Genomic DNA, 18164 nt, shown 5'->3' with positions numbered 1-18164 from the left:
TACGTAACTAAAGAGGTATAGACAACAATGGGATGTCCAAGCCCGCGGCCATCATCCTCGTTTTACTTCTATGCACAATGGAAGCCCAAAAACCATACCGATTGGGAACCATAACCAGTAAATCGGGTCGATAGCTTTCAATTTCACTTTTTATCTCTTTAATGATAGCGTTTGATTCAACGTTTTTATAAAAGTACTGGATGTTTTCCATCTGTCCTTCTAAAAGGTGAGACGGGTGCATTTCTGCATCCTGCAAGTCGGCGATCTTTTCCTGGACATTAAAAACCTCCACCTCGGCATTCCAAAGGCCCGCGGTATCCTTAATTCGATCTAAAATCTGTTTTTGGATACCTCGTACCACATCGCAAGCATATAAAATTCTTTTTATTCCGTTGAAACTAACGCCCAATGGTACAGCTAGAACAGGGAACTTGAGTTTTTGAATGACGTTGGTTGTGGTATTGCCTAGTAAATCCTGTTCTAACGAACGTTGCGCCATGCCCATAACAACCATTTCTGCATCATGATGTGTTATAAGCCGTTCAATCTCGTCCTCTACATTCAGTAAGCTCGATTCTGTGTGCACTTCTATAGCGTATTTTTGTTGTAGTTCAGAGGCCCTTTTCTTTAAGGCAGCTATGCTTTTGTCAACTAAATGCTGCACGTTTTCTACAGAAAGAATCGTGTTGGATGCGTGTAATGGTAACTTAAAGGAATTGAAAAGAATAATTTTCGCCTTAATAATACTTGCACCGGCGGCGGCATATTCAACGGCATTTTCAGCGATATCAGAAAAATCTGTCGCGACAATAATTGTTCTCATATTTAACATATTTATACGTTAAATTTACACGTTAGAACGGTTTACAGCACTTTTATTCCGGAATATTACTTCGGAATAACATTCCGCAGCTTTCTGTCTTAACTGTTGGTTTGCATTACCTGTCTATTTTAAATTCATTGCCACAGTTTTTACACTTATAAACGCTTTTGTAATAGATAGGAAAGGTAGTCATCAAGAATGAGACGATAGCCGATAACAATCCTTTTGTACCCTTCATGGACTTGTAGTGATCGTATAGGTCGGGCGACCCACATTGGGGGCAAGTAATTTGTTGATCATTTTCATCAAGGGAGGGAGCTCTGTCGACTTCTTGGATGATCGCTTGCGCCGCTTCTAAATCGGCTGACCGGATCATCAGTTTAATTCCTCCGACGGCGTAATTATATAAAGGATTAAGGGAAACGATGTGTTCGTCTTTAAGAAAGCAAGGGATTCCCTCACTTTCAAGCTTTGTCTTGAGCAAGTGGGCTTCTATGGGATTGTCAAAAGCTTTCAAGATTAAAAAGTCCATCCATAAAGATAGGAAACTTAGCTTGATTAAAAAACTGAACAGGCATCAGCGGCAAATAGGAGGCGTAGCTATGTTCAGTGTTTTATTACGATATGACATTAGCGTAGTATGGATATACCTGTTAAGTAAAATACAGTTTTCGATTAGAAGATATCGCATTTATTGCTTTATAGAGGGCAAAGCGCATCCCAACATAATGCCACAATCTGATGAACCAGTATTTATGTGCGTGTTCTTTTCGGTACGCCGTATATAGTTCTTTACGCAATCGAGCGACTTGCTGTGAGTAGGATGGGGAACAGCGGATATTGATCGGTCCTTCTTGAACGATGGATGAATGGGTTTTCATAGCGAATTAGCAATAAGTGTTATGCTAAGATCGTAATTTCTGTCGAAAGTTTGCCATCTAAGTAGTCATTGTTGGGACATCCGGAGCAGGCATCCAGTGAGTCGGCCTAAAAAGGTGAGTCGCTTTGGCCCGAAACGGGCGAAAAAGACCGTCCTTAATATGTACGCCATGAATGATGGGCGGCTGGCCCGTGCGAGGTATGCGCTCGTCTGCAGGGTTGTCCAGTTTGGTGAATAAACATTCTTGCATTTCTTTCGGAATACGTTCATTTAACGCTATCCATGGACCTATTTCGCTCCGGAGCGGCGTTTCTTTTTTGTCACGAAAAATGTACCGAGTCCGGTAGGGCAAAGACCGGGAAAGAAACGGGTTAAAATCATCGATATCCACCCATTCTTCATTTACTTCTGCTTGCAACACTTTGAAAACCTGTTCGGATCCAACGGTGTCTCCGTCAGTCAATTTTAAGTTACCCTGGTATAGGCAGGGCAGGTCATGGTGGTCGGTACGTTGAAGATAGGTTCCGTCCGTTTTATTTATGGCGATATAGTCGATTGTCTTGTCCACGATGTTAACTAAAAAAATCTAGTTTACCCTTACATAGGTAACGGTTGAGGTGAAATATTTGTTGTCGTTTAATTCATCTAAATCAGGCAGTGGCAAGGGACCGGAAAAAATCGTCAAAACGTTTTTTCCTTTGAATTCTATCGTCATTTCGGCTTCGGCATCTATGTTGTCTATTTTAGTAATCAGTTTACTGTCGGTAATCTGATAACGGCCTTGTTGATCTTCAAGTCTTACAACAGTGATTGAGTCGGCCTCTGTTGTAGCATACCTGCCTTTAGAGGTAAAGCGTCCGTCGGCATAGAATTCCATTATGCTGACATTATTGTCGTCAGCAGTATGCATGTAAGACTCCTTCATGTCTCCGTCTTCATATAGCTCGGTGATGGTGTTGGTGCTCTGCCATGATCCAACAATCTTTTGTCGGATGGTATTGTCTTTTTTCTGGCAAGAGCCAAACGCGGTCGAAGTCAGGATTAAAATAAATATTGTTTTGAACGATATCACTGTATGCATATCAATTGCATATTTAATAGTGTTATAGGTTAACGATTTATGCGTATATGCCGGTTGTTGACTGCAAAACGAGCAAATTAAATGAGGAGTTGCTACAATCGTTTGTTATATGGCGGTTTTTGAAGCGCTTTTGCTCTGTGTAACCTGAACGTTTCTTTAAACATGAAAAAGTGTAATCATCGGGATAAAGATACGCAAAGTTGTTAATAGCAAACTTATTTTGCCGATTTTTTATTTACGGATACGCGAGTAAGATTGCCTCTTGGTAGATCTAAGGGAAGGGTGTAAGAGTCTTTCTTAGTGGGTATTCTGTAAGCGCGCTTAAATCGGCTGCTTCCAATACGCTTACAGAATTGATGGTCGTCGTTTCGCCTTTTTCAGAAATAAGTATTTGGTTGGATTCCAGGTTATTGTTAATTTCAACATGATGATACCGATAGACCTCATTGTTCGCTTTGATATGCGAGAAAAACAGCGGAATTGCAATGTTAAAGTTCTTTGCATTTATTTTTACTACCAACAGGCCATTCAACTGGGGCAGATGGTCATCACTCAGTTGTCGGATAACTGTCTCCGTGCTGAGGTCGTATAGCAGGATAATCCGCTTATCTTGCTTGGTGATAAAAACGAAGCCGGTATGGATGACCATTGAATTTATTCTTTGTTCAAACTCCGGGGCTTCCAAAGATTGGTTTATGATGTGATATATTTGGTTAAGGTCTTGGCCGTATAATATATCGGCTATTTCCTTATATTTCATGTTTTTAATTGTTAAACTTATTTCTCTTTTTCGAATCGATTTTCAGCCAAAGCAAGCTCGTTATAGAGCTTTTGATTTTGACGTACCAAATCTCGATAATTAAAGATTGTAATCTCAAGGTTTCTTTATCTTGTAGCTTAAAAAGTGTAAAACGCGAAAGACTGTGCCTGTGGAAAAAGCTTTTTTCACTAATTCCTCCGCGTTACCGGTCGGGGTTCGCATCTTTGTACCTTGGAAAACTAGTTCAGTAGCAGCCAAATGGTCTTATAACCGATCCACGACATGAATATAATTACGACCACGCCTGCGGCCGTAAGCCAGGTCGGCTGTTTATACTCGCCTACGATACGCGTTTTATATGCGGCAATAAGCATTAGGCTAAGTGAAATAGGCAGTATAAGGCCGTTCAGTGCACCAGCAATAATCAGTGTCTTTACCGGTTGCCCGACCGCCAGGAAAATCGCGCCGGAGGTTAATATGAAGATGATGACGAAAAGGTTATGAAATCGATCGATTTTAGGGTGGAAGCTCTTTATGAAGGAAATAGACGTATAGGCCGAACCAATGACCGACGTGATGGCTGCCGACCACATGACCAGTCCAAAGAGTCTGTATCCGAATTCGCCACCAGCCAACTTAAATACAGATGCGGGGGGATTACTTTGGTCTAGCATTAATCCTTTGCTAACCACGCCGATAGCGGCCAAAAATAGCAAGGTGCGCATGAGCGATGCGATGCCTATGGCACTAGCCGCCCCTTTGTTTACCGCCTTAAGTTCATCAGTACCGGAGATATTTGCATCTAGTAGCCGGTGTGCGCCAGCGAAGGTGATGTAGCCGCCCACGGTTCCGCCTACGATGGTCAGTAAAGCATTAAAATCAAATTTTGCAGGGATAATAGCGTTTACAGCAACTTCCCTTAAAGGCGGATTACTTGTAAGCGCTACATAGAGCATCAGGACAATCATAAGCAGCCCGAGAATTTTTGTGAATAGATCCATCGCTTTTGTAGCTTCTTTATATGCGAATATGGCAAGTGCTACGACCGCACTCAGCGCCGCTCCATATTTTGTATCGATGTTCAGCAAGGCTGTTAGCCCGAGACCAGCACCGCCGATATTCCCTATATTGAATGCTAACCCACCAAGAAAGACTAAAGATGCGATAAAATAGCCTAATCCGCCCACCAGTTTGTTGGCGATTTGTTGTGCTGGCAGCCCTGCTACGACGATAACGCGCCAAATATTGAGTTGGACAATAATGTCCAGAACAATAGAGGTTAAGATGATAAAGCCAAAGCTGGCGCCCAGTTGTGCTGTAAAAACAGCGGTTTGCGTTAGAAAGCCTGGGCCGATGGCTGAAGTGGCCATGAGAAATGCGGCACCTAAGAGCGCTTGCCATTTAGTTTTCTTCATTTTACGAAGCCTTTATTGAGATCCCTTTCCAGGGATTGAGGTGGTCGAACATAGTATATTTATTGCAACGGCAAGCCTTTTTAGCTCTTTTTCTTGGTTAAGGTAAAGTTTTTCAGCCTCAATGCGGCTAATGGCCGAAAAATGAATCACATCGCCGGGCTTTAATTGGGCGCATAGCGGAATGTCGATTTGAGCCACCTGCGCAATACGAGGGTAACCACCGGTAGTTTGGCTATCGGCCATTAATAGCATCAAGGAACCATCGTTGGTGACCTGTATAGTGCCAGGCGCAACGGCTGTGGACAGCAGCTCGGTTTGTACAGAGCGTGACAATCCTTGCCCGTTAAAACGATAGCCCATACGATTGCAATCGCGGCTCAATGTGTACGACGACGATAAAAAACTAAGCAGCGAATCCGCACGGAACCAGGTAAACTCTTTCCCTGGAACGACCCTGATGGTTTTCTTCGCTAATGCCGTAAAGCGTTCCTTATGGACGCTCCAGGACGGAAAGTTGATATATAGGCCTTTTAAGGATGCCAGGATACGCTTATTGCTTTGGGTCAAGTTTTCTGAGCTACGCAGCTTATCGCCCTTTTTTAAGCAACGGCCTGACAGACCTCCAAATTGCGCTTCTAAATAGGTGCTTTTGCTTCCTAAAACGGGTCGTACGTCCCATCCACCGAGAATGGCCAAGTAAGTTCGCGAGCCTGACTCCAGGTGGCTAAAGTCTAAGTATTGTCCTGCCGGAATAAAGAGTGGGCGGTTAGCGGGCAATGCCTGCTTACCGGCATAAAGGAGGCAGCTTTCTCCGGAATAAGCGATTAATAAGTCCGTTTCAGCGAATATCGATACATCGGCGTAAGTGATTTCAATGACGGCCTCCGTCGGGCTATTGCCGAGGCTGAGGTTGGCGATTCGCATGGAAAGTGGGTCCATCGCGCCAGCGGCCGGAATTGCTTGATGGCGGTAAAAGTGTCTGCCGAGGTCTTGTACGGTGCTTAGTATGCCGGGTTTTATGACAGTGATTTCCATGAATTGCTATTTTTGATTGCTTCGAACTCTTCGAGGTCAATTACTTCGAACATGATTTCATCGCCGGCGCTCAATAAGGCGGGGGACGGTCGTTCAATGTCGAACAGCCGTAGGGGACTGCATCCTATGATCTGCCAACCTCCGGGAATAGGGAAGGGATAGATTCCGGTTTGTGCTCCGGCGATGCCTACAGAACCGGCCGGAACCTTTTTACGTGGGACGGCTTTTCGTGGAGTTTCCAATAACGAGTTCATACCCCCTAAATAGGCAAAACCTGGAACGAAGCCGATCATATAGACTTTGTAGGGAACGCTGCTATGCAAGCGGATCACTTCAGCCGGTGAGATATTGTGATAAGAGGCTACATAGTTTAGATCGGGGGCCAGCTTACCTTCGTAACATACCGGTAATCGGATCGTTTTTCTGGTATTCTTTTCAATTGCTGTCATTTGTGTATGGAGCTGAACCAGGTAGCCTGAAACCCGCTCAAAACCGCTAATACCGATAAGGCCGTTTTTGGCGTTTATAACGATTGTTGCGTCGTAGAAAACAGTTAAAGAAACATATGCCGGCACCGTGCAGAGCAGACCTTCGAAGGGTCGGGCATTTAGCAGTTTATTAAATTGATGCACCTTGTCAAAGGTGGCTTCGTCTATTTTCTGACCAAATTCGATCGTTATTGCATTTTCTGATAAGAAATGAATGCTAAAAGAGGATGAAAACGGCTGAGTCGAGGTACCAAACGGAATCATATATGTTTAATTTAGTGCTGGCCTTAACGAAGGTACTAAACCAAAAATTTTATAAAGAAGAAAAATGTAAATTAAGACCTAAGCTGGTAGAAAATAGCTGAAACTTATTGCCGCCCGAATTGTTAAGAGAACGATTATTGACCGTAGCACCGATACATATGGCAGAATTTGACCTGAGTGACTTAGAGAAAATTGATAAAAGCGAAGAGATACTAGATTTTCTCGTAGCCAAAGACATCATCAAAGAAAAGAAGTTTCGTAAGCAACTCGCTTATGAAAAGGAGCTTTCAGCTTTACAGCTTGAACTGCTTCGACTGCAACAGCACATCGTTGAAAATAAAAAGCGTTTGCTGCTGATTTTTGAAGGGCGTGACGCCGCTGGTAAAGGAGGGGCCATTAGTAGGATGATTGCTAAATTGAATCCCAAAAAGACGAGGATAGTCGCGCTCCCTAAGCCGACGGATGAGGAACTTGGTCAATGGTATTTTCAGCGATATATAAAGCAGCTGCCAAATAGGGGAGAGATCGTGTTTTTTGATCGTAGCTGGTACAATCGGGCGACAGTAGAACCGGTCTTTGGCTTTTGTTCCGATCAACAATATACCTTGTTTATGGAGCAAGTCAACCCTTTGGAACATTTGCTCATAGATGAGGGAATCATTATGATGAAATTTTTTCTAAGCATTTCTAAAGAAGAGCAGCGGGATCGGTTGACAGATAGACGGGAAGATCCATCGAAACAGTGGAAAGTTGGCGATCTAGATGAAAAGGCACAGGAGAAATGGGATGATTATACCTATTATATTCGACAAATGCTGAAAAAAAGCAGCACGGAGAAATCTCCATGGATTGAAATAGTTACAGACGATAAGAAAGAAGCTAGACTGGAAATCATGAGATACGTGCTTTCGAATGTCGAAAATTTCTCTTCAGCGCATATCTCGAAAATCAACAATAAGATCATAAAGGTTCATCGTTGATCTTCTTCACACGCCCTGCTTGCGATCAGAATTTTTTTGTTTCTTTTTATGAAAAATACATCTTTTTAATAAATTTGCTCCCGCATTTCGAATCTCAGTCATTTACTAAGCTTGGCTGATCAGTTGACCAACACTTAGTATCAACGATTTGAAGGCCTAACCACTTTGTACTGTTAGTGTTAAAAATTATAAAATGTTTTTTATGTTAGCGCGTGCAAAACGATTCTATCCGTTTTTAATTAGTTTATCTTTTGTGTTGGGCTTGTTGCCCTTTAGCTTTTATGAAGCTTGTCTAGCTCAAAGTCTCTCGTTGTATACACCGTATACGAAGGTTTCCGTTCCGCCAGGTGAATCGATTGAGTACTCCATTGATTTGATCAATAACAGCAACGCAATAAAAACAAGCGATATTACTGTTGTTGATCTACCAAAGGACTGGACTTATGATCTTAAATCCGGCAATTGGGATATCGTCCAGCTGTCGGTTCTCCCGAAAGAAAAAAAGAATCTAACGCTGAAAGTGAATGTACCCGCTAAAGTTGACAAAGGGGCTTTTCGTTTCCAAGTACAGGCGCGCGGCTATAGTTCTTTGCCATTAACCGTGCTGGTTTCAGAACAAGGAACGTATAAAACCGGTTTTTCGTCTGATCAACGAAATATGGAAGGGGCCGCCAATTCGCTGTTTACTTTCAACTCAACCTTGCGAAATCAGACAGCAGAGAATCAGGTTTACGCCTTAACAGCGCAGGCGCCTCCTGGATGGAATGTGGCTTTTAAAGTTAACGGCAAGCAGATTTCGTCTGTAGATATGGTGGCAGGGCAGACCCAAAATGTTACTGTAGAGATAGACCCGCCAGACGAGATGAAGGCAGGCGCTTACAAAATACCGGTATTGGCGCGTACCGCGAATACGTCGGCCAATTTGGAGTTTGAGGTCGTAATCAAGGGTTCATACAAAATGGAATTGTCCACGCCATCCGGTCTATTGAGCACGAAAGTTACCGCAGGGGACGATAAAAGGATACAGTTGGCGTTGAAAAATACCGGTTCCGCAGATTTACAAAACATTGAGATGAAATTCTCAGCACCAACCAATTGGGACGTGGTTTTCGAACCAGCTAAGATCCCACTACTTAGGCCGGGGGCCACATTGGATGTCTTTGCCACCATTAAAGCCGACAAAAAGGCGATCGCTGGCGATTATGTGACAGACTTGGAAGCAAAAACGCCGGAAATTTCGTCGAAAGCGTCATTCCGTGTTTCTGTCGAAACTTCCTTATTATGGGGCTGGGTAGGTATTCTTATCATTATAGGCGCTCTTGGAAGTGTATATTACTTGATTCGCAAGTATGGAAGGAGGTAAACTGTGGTGGAAGACGTTATCGAACTTCGGGGCGTTACAAAGTGTTACGGCTCGCTAAAGGCGGTCGACAAGTTAGACCTGAATATCCGTAAAGGCGAAATATATGGCTTATTAGGCCCCAATGGTGCGGGCAAGTCTACCACCATATTAATGATGTTGGGCTTAACGGAACCAACTGAAGGCCTTATTCGGGTATGCAATATTGATTCGACCCTTAATCCAATTGAAGTCAAAAGGCGGGTAGGTTACCTGCCCGATAATGTGGGGTTCTACGACAATCAAAGCGGACTTGATAATTTGGTCTTTATTGCCCGACTCAATAGCGTTCGCGAGACGGAGGCAAGGCGGCGGGCCTTGGAGCTATTAAGTCGCGTTGGACTATCGGGGGTAGCAAATAAAAAAGTAGGTGCCTATTCGAGAGGCATGCGCCAAAGGCTCGGCTTGGCAGATGTTTTGATTAAGAAGCCCGCGGTGATTATTTTAGACGAGCCTACGCTCGGCATTGATCCGAGCGGTGTCAAAGCATTTCTAGATTTAATTGTTCAATTGAGTAGGGAAGAGGGACTGACTGTTTTGCTTTCATCCCATCACCTGCATCAGGTGCAACAGGTCTGCGATCGCGTAGGAATTTTTGTCAGCGGTAAATTGATAGCCAACGGTACTATATCCGAGTTGTCAGAACAACTTTTTAGTAATGAGGCTTTCACAGTGGAAGCGGCTATAACTCCGGCGGACGCCGGGATTATACAAAAGCTGTCCTCCACTTTGGAGGATATGCAGGGGGTTAGTCACGTTAAATACGAGCAGGGACGATTACTAATCAGTTGTGCTATAGAAAAAACTGCGGCGATAGCGCGCGCTATTGTCGACGCTAACTTAGATTTAACCTATTTATCACCGCGGGAATACGGACTTGATGAAATTTATCAGCGTTATTTTGAAGGAGAACACAAGCATGTTTAAGTTACCTGATTCTGTTTTTGTTTCGATGGACAAAGATCGTACAAGCTCTTCTCATCCTTTTTGGATACTGGTGGCAAAAGAAATTGCCGATCACATCAAGAGTTGGCGTTTTATCATTTTACTTTTCTTGATTCTTTTAACTTGCGTTAGTTCCTTATATACGTCCCTAAGCAGCATAAGTAAAGCGGCGGTGAAACCAGGTAATCCAGATGACGCTTTTTTATTTTTAAGGTTGTTTACGCACTCAGACGGTTCATTGCCACCATTTCATGTATTCGTTGGCTTTTTGGGCCCACTTTTAGGCATCAGTTTGGGGTTTGACGCAATTAATTCCGAGCAAAACGGTGGTACGCTTAGTCGAGTCATGGCTCAGCCTATTCATCGTGATTACCTTATTAACGCAAAATTTATGGGGGCACTGATTGTAATAAGTGTGCTTTTTCTTGCTTTGGGGATGATGGTAACGGGTTTCGGAATCATAATTGTCGGTATACCGCCAACGCTAGAGGAGTTGCTGAGAATTATGTCTTTTTTATTTTTCAGCATCGTGTATGTTGCCTTTTGGCTAAATCTATCTATATTCTTTTCTTTGCGATTTAAGCAAGCGGCTACATCTGCGTTAACCGCAATCGCTGTTTGGCTATTTTTCACGGTCTTTTATCAAATTATTATCAATGTTGTGGCTAAGGCACTATTACCTACGGCGTCCGCCGATGCGTATCAGGTTTTAACTTACCAAAAAATCATCAGCAATTTGCTTCGCATCGTGCCTAGTCAGTTGTACAGCGATGCTACAACGACGTTATTGATGCCGTCCGTTCGCAGCTTAGGTCCGCTCACCATGGAACAGGTTTACGGTGCAATACCAGCTCCTTTACCGTTTAAAGAGAGTCTAATGATTGTATGGCCACAGCTTACAGGCCTCACGGCAGCTACCATACTGTGCTTTGCGGTTTCCTATTATTGTTTCATGAGGACAGAAATAAGGTCCAGATGATCTTGACTGATGAGGCGCTTAGTTCTTTGTTAGCTACAGCCAAAGGATACCATAAGCTGGCTATATTGATGTCGCAATCTATTCTCAATGATTCTATTTGCTAAGAGCTTTTAGGCGCAGGTCTATTTTATGCGTGCTCTAATGCCATCGTATTTTTAGCGGCTTTATTCCCGTTCTTTTTTTTAGCAAACTGTTTGTATCGAATATAGGAAATAAGCGCGACCACAAATATAGAGATCACCGTGATATATACCCACGACGGAATTGGAACCGGATCTCCTTTTGCATAGGAATGGAGGCCGGAAAGGTAATAATTCACGCCGAAATAGGTCATGATGACGCTGGAAAAGCTAAGAAGAGACAATAAATTGAACAAGAATTTGCCGTTCAACCCCGGTATTAAACGCGTATGCAAAACGAACGCGTAAATAATAATGGAGATAAAGGCCCAAGTTTCTTTCGGGTCCCAGCTCCAGTAGCGGCCCCAACTTTCGTTTGCCCATATACCGCCCAAAAAGGTTCCTACGGTTAACAAAAATAAGCCGACTGTGAGCGACATCTCATTTACAATTGTCAGCTCGTTTAGCGAAGAATTAACCTTTTTTTCGATTGTTTTATTCTTAATGATATGCAGGATGAGTGTTACCAAACCGATGAGGGCGCTCAAACCGAAAAAGCCATAGCTTGAAGTGATAATAGCCACATGGATCATGAGCCAATAAGACTTGAGCACCGGTACCAAAGGTGTGATTTGGGGGTTCATTTGAGAACCACCATGCGCAAACCCCATTAGGATCACGGCAATTAGGCAACCTGCTGCTGGGATAAAAGCATTGCTGTTGCGATATAAGATAAGACCGGATAGAATACCTATCCAGCTAATGAACATCACCGCTTCATAGCCGTTGCTCCATGGTTCGTGCCCTGAGATATACCACCTTACGCCAAGACCGAGCGCCTGCAAACAGGCGGCAGCCGTTACAATGACAAGTAACACCGATATAAGTCGGCTCACCCATTTCGAATCTGAAAAAAGTTTGATGAAGGCTAGTGCTAAAATTACTGTTCCCAACAAAGCGTAGGTAATCATTAGCTTAAAGAAGACATTCCATGAATTATAACGAATCTCCCAAGCGATTTTGGCTTCAGAGGGTATGATTTTCTTGCTTATTTCTTTCTGTAACGATTTCAGACTTGCCAACTGTTGATCTGCCTGCTGCCAGCTTTGCGTGCTTTGCGCGTATATAACTTCTTTTAAATAGGTTGCAAAAGGGTTCTTTATATCCGTGTTGTGGTTTGCGTGCTCGCTGCCCCATGCCACCCAAGTGTTGTTCGGGTCGTTTGGTATGGGCAAAACGCGAAGATATTGACCACTGATAAGGTATTGCATTACTTGCAGTTTATCGTTTAACTCGATAAGTTCCTTGTCATAACTGTTCTGGTCAGCCGGTTTTTTTGCGAAGGCTTTCTGGTAGTCGTCTTCCAGAATAAAAATGGCTTTATCATCGGTAAGTGTAATCAAATTAATAAGCGAAGTATATCCTTTCGCATCGACCTTTACCCGGTTTAGCAATTCGGGGCCGCCCTTAGCATTTACTTTGATTAACGGGATTTGAGCCCAATCGAAGGGTTGCGTAGAAACGGATAAAAGGAATTGATTCGCGTCTAAACTGTAAAATGTATCCTTATGATAAAGTTTTCTTAGGATTTCTAAGGCCAACGTGTTAACCGGTTCGATCCTGCCATCGAAATTTTGAACCAATAAACTTCCAAAATTCGCTGCATGTTCTTTACTAATCTTTATGGATTTGGCAAACTGCTCCGGATCCTTTATAGCTGAGGAAGAGGGCATGGAAAGATGGGGTATTTCCGCTGCATGGGAACTAGAATCGTCGATATGCTCATGGTTATGCTCATGCTCGTGCTCATGGCCATCGTGGGGGCCATGTTCATTACTTTGCATAAGCTGATTACCCTCCGAAGGCCCGTGCATGTCAATCCCTTGAGCGTAAGCGGTGGTCCCCAGCGGCAAAAGCGAAATTAGCAAAAGGAGCGCTTTTTGCTTGGAAAGTGCTTTGAGTTGTTCATTAAGCTTAGAGAAGCGGGTTCCCTTCCAAAAGAGGGTGACAAACATGCCTAAGAAAAGAAAAGTATAGCCTATGTAGGTTATAGTGGTACCCCAATAGTCATGATTAACGGATAACACCGTGCCTTTTTCGTCCGGATCAAAACTCGACTGAAAGAAACGATATCCCGCATGGTCCAAAACATGGTTCATATAAATGGTATAAGGTTTTTCCGATTGTTCTTCTACGATTGCCAGATCCGAAGAGTAGGAAGCAGGACTGTTACTGCCCGGATACTTTTCCATTTTAAATTTACGAAGTTTAAGTTCAAATGGGGTATAATAGATTTTTGAACCATATCCGATGGACACGGTTAGACCGCCAATTTCCGATTGGTGTTGGAAGCTGGTAATACCTCTGCCGCCGAAAAAGGATACTGTGTCGACTGCGTTATCGGTCGACAGTTCCATCGTGACGAGGTCGGCATCATTCTCATGTGTGCGCTTATCGCCTTCGAAATGCACCACTTCACCCCGGCTGGGTGCTTGTGGGGCGACAAATGTAAGTCCGGCTACAGTATACAGACTACGAAGATGAAACGTTTGCTTCTGTGTCGCCTCGATTTCACCTTTTTCCTGAGAAGCCATCACCATGTAATTTCCGGCCATAGGGGAATGGATGGTTAACTCGCCGGCTTCGTCTTCTATATTAATGGCACCCGCCGTTTCCTTGTTGTAGCTCACCAACATATTCTGTATGAGTTGGACGGTGCCGGATGGAATGTATTTATTCTCCCTTTTGCCCTCGATCAGGGTCACTAAGTGTAAAATAGCTTTCCCGTTGGGAGATGCGACCAAAGAGTCCTGCGTTCTCGGAATGTAATCGAGCACCCGCATTTTCAGTCGTCTCCCCATGAAATCATATTCAGCGGTATATTCTTTTCTGAATGGCTTCAAATAAAACGGAACTTGCTGGGATGTTAATATTACAGGGACATCATTGTACGCCAAGGCATCTTCACCATTGGTAATCTGTACCTTAAAAAACGAAGCATCTGAAATGATCTCATTATTGGATTCTCCTTCACGAATGTGCATCGAGCCCTCAAAACTAATGTATCGGGTGATGGCACCTCCTATGAAAATTAAAACGAAAGCGAGGTGAAAAACCAATAGCGGCCATTTTTTGCGCTGTAAGAGCTGATATCGTCTTATATTGCCTATAAAATTTAGTACGAGTATAATCATAATCAGCTCGAACCACCAACTATTATAAATCAGCGCTTTTGCCACAGGAGTGCCGTAGTCATTTTCAACGAAGGTTGCGACAGCCATAGACAGCGCATATAATAATAGCATAAAACCCGTGGTGCGGGTGGAAAAAAGTATCTTTCCGATAGTTTTCATCGATGAATATTTATAGGTGAGCAGCAGATATTGAAATAAAACAGTCTGTAGAGTGTTTTTATTCGCTACTTGTAAATTCTAAAAAAGTTGGTTGACAAATAACCGCGGCAAATATCTCGCTTTTATGAGGGAGAAAAGTAAGGACAATATAATTTTTTTGTAAAAATAGAGTAGCTGTTTGGTTCTTGTCGGCATGCGAAAGCCCATTAATTGATGACCTTTCTGAATTCCAGCTAGGTTTTATATAGCCCTTTTAAAGGTTGCCAATAAAATCTATACGTTCCAAATAAAACTCGATGAATACGCCTTCCTGATAATAGTAATACGTAACAATAAACGTCTCTCCATCATAATACGTCTCTCTATCCTCGGGCGGCCCCCAAAACTGCTCCACCATATCAATTCGATGTCCAACCTGAGGCCAATAGCTATCTGGTGTGTAATTGTCTTTTTCGCAGCCGGATAACAAGCACCAAGTCGTAAAAAGCAACACAGCGAAACGATCTTTAAAAAGGTGTTGAAAAGGAAAGCAATTTCTCATATACGCTGTTTTACTGGATAAATTTGAATACAACCTACAAATCTATAATTTTATCCCGACGGTGGCTTAATGAAGCGAGTTTTATTATTTATTTGGAGTTGAATTTATCAGAGGTGGAAGGAATTAGATTGTCAATTGATTTTTACCGACAAGAAAACGTGCAGGATGTTGCATCACAATTATTGGGCAAAGCACTTTTTACAAGCATTGGAGGCGAAATTACCGGAGGAATGATAGTGGAGACAGAAGCCTATAACGGTATTAGCGATAAGGCGTCACATGCTTATGGTGGACGTATGACCGAAAGAAACCGTGTTATGTATTCCGAAGGTGGTATATGCTATGTATACTTATGTTATGGAATCCATTATCTGCTCAACGTGGTAACAGGACCTATGGGTGTTCCCCAAGCTGTTTTGATAAGAGGAATTGAGCCCATAGCGGGTGTGGATATTATGCTGAAAAGGCGGAATCTGTCTCGTTTACAGGCAAGAGTGTCGGCTGGACCGGGTGTTTTAGCACAAGCCATGGGTATTACCAGCATGTTTAATGGAAAAGATTTAAAGGGGAACGAAATATGGATCGAAGACCGAGGGGTGTCGTTTGTGCAGTCGGAGATCGCTGTTACGACGCGTATAGGCGTCGATTATGCAAAGGAAGACGCCCTTCTGCCCTGGAGGTATTATATCAAGGGCAACGATTTTGTAAGTAGGAAATAACGTACAGCGGTTAGAGGTTGATGTATTCCCAAGCGCTATGATACGCTTGTTCTTCCTCTGTATATCTTATAAATTCGGCATAAAAAAATGATGATGAGAGTGTTAGGCTGTCGCCTATTATAACCAATTTCTTCTTTGCCCTTGTCATCGCTACATTCATGCGGCGGATATCGGCCAAAAAGCCAATCTCGCGACGAGGGTTGCTCCTTGTCATACTAATCAATACAATATCTCTCTCCTGCCCTTGAAAGCCGTCAATGGTGTTTATCGCGATTTTTTCTTTGTAGAGAAATAGGGGAGATGTTTCAAATAGTGTAATGAGTTGATTCACCTGCGCAGCGTATGGAGAAATAATTCCAATACTGGGATAATCATTGGGCGAATAGTGAAGGGCTAAATCATTTAAAAAAGTGGCTAAGTATTGAAAGAGGAAGGATGCTTCTTCTGGATTGGAAATACTACTTTCTTGATGCTGTTCGTAGAATCCACATCCCGCAGTATCAATAAATTGTAGTGGCTTGTCGGTGGGAAACAATCGTGCTGTTGCAACTGAAGGATGTGCGGTCAGGTTCTCGTTGTAGAATTTAAGAGAAGGGAAGTGCATGATGGATGCATGCATACGGTATTGTTCTGTTAACGTAATTACGGATTCTGGATATAAGTGTACACACTTTGCCATTAGCGTTTCCGTTAAACCTTGTTCAACAGCTTTTTTTGACTTAACGGTTGGAGGTAATTGCTGATGATCTCCCGTTAATATTAGTTTTTCGCCTTTTAATATGGGAATCCAACATGCAGGTTCGAGCGCTTGTCCGGCCTCGTCTATAATCACTGTACCGAAAGTCCGTTTATCGAGCGCGGAGTGATTTGAACCTACAAGGGTAGCGGTAATCACCCGTGCGCTGTTAAGGACAGATTGAGTAGCTGCCTGTTCGAGCCTATTTGCTTCTTTCATGAGATTGACGGCTTCTGAAAAGAGCGCCTTGCGCTGTTCCCGTTCTGCTTTTCCGAAGCTACGCTTATACTTTTGTGCCGTCTCTCGAAATTGATTGGCACGTTTTCTGATTTTCTTAGCGTCGGTCATTTGTGTCTGTTGGGCAACTTGTGCATCTAACGTTGAGTACAGTAAGCGTGGAGTAATCCGTAACGGATTTCCAACTCGAACGACCCGGACTTGTGCTTCCATGAGCTTTTCGGTAAGTAAATCTACAGCAGTATTGCTTGGAGCTACGATTAATAATTGGCGCGCGTTTGCTTGCAGTAGTGCTTTAGTGGCTTCTATAAGTGTGGTAGTCTTACCGGTTCCGGGAGGGCCGTGGACGATTGCAATATTTTCTGCGGAGACTATTTTTTGAATTGCAGACTTTTGTGAGTCGTTTAGGCTTGGTGAATAAACAAGAGGGGCATGCGGGGTAAATGTCGGTTTTTTCGCTCCCGTAATAACTTGAATAAGTGGTTTTAGATTTCGCTGATCAGAAGCGTTGTCAAGCGCCTTTTGCATTTGGTCGTAACTGTACTCATCAAATAAAAGGTCGACACCAAGTTTGCCTTTCTGTGTCCAATCTGGAAGTTCATCGATCCGAAGCGAAATTTTCATCGTGTTTTCGAGTAGGCTGGATACATGACCCCAGATGCGGTGGTTGAGTGGATCAATATTCGAAAATATAGCTACTTGCATACCGAACCTGAAATGATGAATGATTTCATGATGGCTGGGACGCTCTATTTCAATGGAGAGGTATTCGCCCATACCAATTTCAACGGTTTTAATGATTATTGGGTACCAAGTGTTTCCGTCGATTCTTCTCTGGTTGATGGTTGTCGTGGCTAGCGTATTATAAAAGAGTTGTTTATCTTCTTCGCGTTCCATACTTAGTAGTGTGGAGAGCTTCTCAAAGTAGTTCATGTCGCAAAGGTAATACTTAATCTACAGGCGTTAAAATAACGGATAGGAGTTAACCGTAGGAGCGATTTGCGGGGCGTGGGCGTTTGGAAATACAGAGTACAAAAAAAAATCGGGCTGATTGTTAGCCTGTTGCAGCCGTCCTGCGGAAAACAGCTGCGGGATATTTGCAGGTACGGTAATAATGCGTACCTTTGCCGTCCCATCAGGGAGGCGGGCATTCCGCAGACGGGAGATGGGGTCGTTTTTTGAGGGCTGCGGAGAGTGAGAGAAAGAGGGAAGGCAGCGGGGTGCGGACAGCGGAAAAGGGAGGAAAAAATATTTTAAAAAATATTTTGGAGAAAAGAAAAAAGCTGTTACCTTTGCACTCCCAATCGGAGGCAGACAGGCCCCGGAGGGGGAACGGGCGCGATGCCCGGGAGGGTGAAAAAAACAGCGATGTACCGGAGGGGCGGCCCGAAGGATGCAGCGGAGGCCGAA

17 protein-coding genes are annotated in these 18164 nt (G+C 43.4%); 6 read left to right on the top strand and 11 right to left on the bottom strand.

The genetic code is table 11. The features are described from left to right. Window positions 1-7: 7 nt before the first annotated feature. The 8 genes from EPX21_RS20470 to pxpB all read right to left on the bottom strand — a co-directional run bounded on the left by EPX21_RS20470 (window position 8) and on the right by pxpB (window position 6746). The gene (locus EPX21_RS20470; protein WP_134091523.1) at window positions 8-823 is read right to left on the bottom strand and encodes a universal stress protein; all 816 of its coding nucleotides are present in this window, start codon (window positions 821-823) and stop codon (window positions 8-10) included. Window positions 824-938: 115 nt separating this feature from the next. Beyond that, a complete protein-coding gene (locus EPX21_RS20465) occupies window positions 939-1355 on the bottom strand; it encodes a DUF2007 domain-containing protein (RefSeq protein WP_134091522.1) in 417 nt (138 codons plus the stop codon). Between the two features lie 406 nt (window positions 1356-1761). Next, window positions 1762-2271, bottom strand: coding sequence for a DUF551 domain-containing protein (locus EPX21_RS20460; protein ID WP_134091521.1), 510 nt, complete (start codon window positions 2269-2271; stop codon window positions 1762-1764). A gap of 18 nt (window positions 2272-2289) precedes the next feature. Next, window positions 2290-2784, bottom strand: coding sequence for a hypothetical protein (locus tag EPX21_RS20455; protein WP_134091520.1), 495 nt, complete (start codon window positions 2782-2784; stop codon window positions 2290-2292). Between the two features lie 271 nt (window positions 2785-3055). Beyond that, a complete protein-coding gene (locus tag EPX21_RS20450; protein ID WP_134091519.1) occupies window positions 3056-3544 on the bottom strand; it encodes a hypothetical protein in 489 nt (162 codons plus the stop codon). A 239-nt stretch (window positions 3545-3783) separates the two neighbouring features. Continuing rightward, on the bottom strand, window positions 3784-4959 hold the full coding sequence (locus EPX21_RS20445) for an NRAMP family divalent metal transporter (protein WP_134091518.1): 1176 nt from the start codon (window positions 4957-4959) through the stop codon (window positions 3784-3786). 12 nt (window positions 4960-4971) lie between these two features. Further along, entirely contained in the window at window positions 4972-5994 is a 1023-nt protein-coding gene (locus tag EPX21_RS20440; RefSeq protein WP_134091517.1) for a biotin-dependent carboxyltransferase family protein, read from the bottom strand. Beyond that, window positions 5976-6746: a 5-oxoprolinase subunit PxpB gene (gene pxpB, locus EPX21_RS20435; RefSeq protein ID WP_134091516.1), complete on the bottom strand. Its 771-nt coding sequence runs from the start codon at window positions 6744-6746 to the stop codon at window positions 5976-5978. Before pxpB ends, EPX21_RS20440 begins: the two co-directional genes overlap by 19 nt. Before the next feature lie 158 nt (window positions 6747-6904). On the opposite strand from pxpB, the gene ppk2 reads away from it, so the two are divergent. The 4 genes from ppk2 to EPX21_RS20415 all read left to right on the top strand — a co-directional run bounded on the left by ppk2 (window position 6905) and on the right by EPX21_RS20415 (window position 11049). Then, window positions 6905-7726, top strand: a complete 822-nt coding sequence (gene ppk2, locus EPX21_RS20430; protein ID WP_134091515.1) for a polyphosphate kinase 2 — start codon at window positions 6905-6907, stop codon at window positions 7724-7726. Window positions 7727-7928: 202 nt separating this feature from the next. Continuing rightward, a complete protein-coding gene (locus EPX21_RS20425; RefSeq protein ID WP_134091514.1) occupies window positions 7929-9089 on the top strand; it encodes an NEW3 domain-containing protein in 1161 nt (386 codons plus the stop codon). Window positions 9090-9092: 3 nt separating this feature from the next. After that, complete coding sequence (locus EPX21_RS20420) at window positions 9093-10052, top strand: ABC transporter ATP-binding protein (RefSeq protein WP_240768749.1); 960 nt, start codon at window positions 9093-9095, stop codon at window positions 10050-10052. Next, window positions 10006-11049 carry an ABC transporter permease gene (locus EPX21_RS20415; RefSeq protein ID WP_240768748.1) on the top strand — a complete coding sequence of 348 codons (1044 nt, stop codon included), beginning with the start codon at window positions 10006-10008 and terminating at the stop codon, window positions 11047-11049. The genes EPX21_RS20420 and EPX21_RS20415 overlap by 47 nt, the downstream gene beginning before the upstream one ends. 127 nt (window positions 11050-11176) lie before the next feature. On the opposite strand, the gene ccsB is transcribed toward EPX21_RS20415, so the two are convergent. Continuing rightward, window positions 11177-14521, bottom strand: a complete 3345-nt coding sequence (gene ccsB / locus EPX21_RS20410) for a c-type cytochrome biogenesis protein CcsB (protein ID WP_134091511.1) — start codon at window positions 14519-14521, stop codon at window positions 11177-11179. A gap of 253 nt (window positions 14522-14774) precedes the next feature. Next, entirely contained in the window at window positions 14775-15062 is a 288-nt protein-coding gene (locus EPX21_RS20405; RefSeq protein WP_134091510.1) for a hypothetical protein, read from the bottom strand. A 113-nt stretch (window positions 15063-15175) separates the two neighbouring features. Here EPX21_RS20405 and EPX21_RS20400 point away from each other — a divergent pair, with 113 nt between their 5' ends. After that, window positions 15176-15781, top strand: a complete 606-nt coding sequence (locus EPX21_RS20400) for a DNA-3-methyladenine glycosylase (protein ID WP_370451037.1) — start codon at window positions 15176-15178, stop codon at window positions 15779-15781. A 10-nt stretch (window positions 15782-15791) separates the two neighbouring features. Here EPX21_RS20400 and EPX21_RS20395 read toward each other — a convergent pair whose 3' ends face one another. Beyond that, complete coding sequence (locus EPX21_RS20395) at window positions 15792-17687, bottom strand: IGHMBP2 family helicase (RefSeq protein ID WP_134091509.1); 1896 nt, start codon at window positions 17685-17687, stop codon at window positions 15792-15794. A gap of 191 nt (window positions 17688-17878) precedes the next feature. Between EPX21_RS20395 and EPX21_RS20390 the strand changes: the two genes are divergently transcribed. Next, the coding region (locus EPX21_RS20390) for a hypothetical protein (protein WP_134091508.1) at window positions 17879-18164 on the top strand (286 nt) is incomplete at its 3' end.

This window comes from Olivibacter sp. XZL3 (assembly GCF_004368405.1).
Lineage (GTDB): Bacteria > Bacteroidota > Bacteroidia > Sphingobacteriales > Sphingobacteriaceae > Olivibacter.
The sequence above is the reverse complement of the archived record's forward strand: the minus strand, read 5'-3'. Positions and strand labels throughout refer to the sequence as shown.